The sequence below is a fragment of the Bacillus sp. JJ1521 genome (assembly GCF_036965165.1).
GTDB lineage: Bacteria > Bacillota > Bacilli > Bacillales > Bacillaceae_L > Ferdinandcohnia.
In genome coordinates this window covers 2,399-4,764 of record NZ_JBALOX010000211.1, presented here as the reverse complement: position 1 = coordinate 4,764, position 2,366 = coordinate 2,399, and the positions used below count along the sequence as shown (strand labels likewise).

The following is a 2,366-nucleotide window of genomic DNA, read 5'->3' as shown; positions in this document are numbered from 1 at the left end:
AACAAATGAAAAAATTGCACAAATCTATCACGATTTACCTGATTTTGTACATAGTCATTCCACGATGCAAACCTTCCACCATTACGGTGATCGAAAAACATATGCTGAGCTTACGGATGAGGAATGGAAAAGTGTCGCATGGGATAACTTTCAGGATTGTTTTTCATGTGATTTGCGCCACCGGTGTGGTCTCACATTATCCAGGGATCATTATCGAAAGGCTGTTGATTTAATTATCTGTTCTCATGATTTTTATATGGAGCATATATGGACAATGGAAGCCAGAAAAAGAGAAGGGCAGCTTCCATTTTTACCTGAGAGCAGCTGTGTAGTCTTTGATGAAGGTCATTTACTAGAATTCTCTGCACAAAAAGCATTGACCTATCGTGTTCAGGAAACTACCTTGGAAACGCTATTAACGCGACTATTAGAAAATGACATACGTGAAGAATTTGCTCAATTAATCGAAGATACGATTGAGCAAAATGAGCAGTTCTATAGTCGACTCGGGAAAAATAGCCAAACAGTTGAAGGTTCTGATCGAATGGATATCGAGAGGACTGAACGATTAGTTTCTGAGGCTAAGAAACTACATCAGATGATTGTGGAGATTGGTAATAATCTTGTGTTTGAGGCAGAGACGTATACACTTGACCAATACGAATTACATATTGTTGATGAATACTTGGATCAAATGGAATATTCTTTAAAACTATTCGGTGAGGAAAATGATGCAATTACATGGGTGGAGGCAGATGGTGCAAGTTACACCCTAGTCATTATGCCACAAGCAGTGGAAACCATTTTAGCGGATCAAGTCTTTTCGAAAAAGATCCCATTTGTATTTTCTTCTGCTACTTTATCTGAAAATGAATCTTTTGATTACATCGCAAATAGTTTAGGAATAAAAAACTATCAATCGTTTTCGGTTGAATCACCATTTGATTATGAAAATCAGATGAAAATCCAGATGCCTATGTTTCATACTAATGATGATTTGTTTCGATCAAAATTTGAATTTGCATGGAATGAAATTGAAAAATCACAAGGGCGGGCACTGCTTTTATTTAATTCTAAGGAAGATTTACAGGCGTTCAAGGATAATTGTAACACTGAGAAATATCCCATTCTATTTGAAGGGGATCAAGAAATTAGTGGACTTGTTTCCAGGTTCCAAAATGATGAGCAAAGTATCCTTTGTTCCGTTTCATTATGGGAAGGACTTGATATTCCAGGGCCCTCATTATCGAACGTCATCATTTGGTCATTGCCATTCCCTCCAAATGATCCGGTATTTCAAGCAAAAAGAAAAAAATCAAAAATGCCGTTTGAACAGGTTGACCTTCCATATATGTTATTAAGATTAAGACAAGGTATCGGTCGTTTAATTCGTTCCAGTGAGGATGCAGGAACTGTTAGTATTTTTGTAGAAGATACTATTGATCATGTAGTCATGAATAACATTACAAGTGTACTACCGACAAAGGTAATTGNNTTTCTTGAGTTAGTCAAAAAGATGACAAGCTATAATGAGGCAATTGGGGTAATGTATTGGGATTTACGAACAGGCGCACCGAAAAAAGGAGTGGAGCAGCGCTCTGAAGTCATCGGAATGCTGTCATCTGAAGTATTTGCAATGTCAACCTCTGCTGAAATGGAGTCCTATTTAAAAGAATTAACGACTCCTGAAGCACAGCAACAGATTAGTGAAATTACGAAGAAAGTCGTAGAGGAATGTCAAAAGGATTTTGAACGGAATAAAAAGATTCCTGCAGATGAATTCCGTGAATATGTCATCTTGCAATCAAAAGCGGAATCCGTATGGGAGGATGCAAAAGAAAAATCTGATTTTGACATGTTCCGACCTTACCTAGAAAAGCTCGTCGACTTCACGAAAAAATTTATTGGCTACTGGGGCTACGAAGGGAATAAATACAACACATTGCTTGATATGTATGAACCGGGAGTAACGGTGAAGGTAGTGGACCAAGTATTTGCCCAATTGAGAGAAAGAATCGTTCCACTAGTTAAAGCGGTGACTGAGTCACAGAATAAGCCGGAAACGTCATTTTTATTTAAAGAATTTCCAAAGGAAAAGCAACGTGCTTTTAGCCTAGAAATTCTTAAGAAAATGGGGTATGATTTTGACGCTGGACGACTTGATGAAACAGTACATCCTTTCGCAACAGGATTAAATCCCGGTGATGTTCGTGTAACGACAAATTACGTTGAAAATGACTTCCGAACAGCTGTTTTTGGTACTATCCATGAAGGCGGACATGCGCTTTACGAGCAAAATATTTCGCCTGATTTAGTTGGTACAAACCTTGCAGGAGGAACTTCAATGGGAATTCATGAATCTCAGT

At 38.0% G+C, this 2,366-nt stretch carries 2 pseudogenes; both read left to right on the top strand.

Annotated features, from left to right (window positions below):
• Positions 1-1,480: pseudogene (locus V7147_RS22335) on the top strand (ATP-dependent DNA helicase); the annotation flags it as partial.
• Positions 1,454-2,366: pseudogene (locus V7147_RS22330) on the top strand (carboxypeptidase M32); the annotation flags it as partial. The pseudogenes V7147_RS22335 and V7147_RS22330, both read left to right, overlap by 27 nt.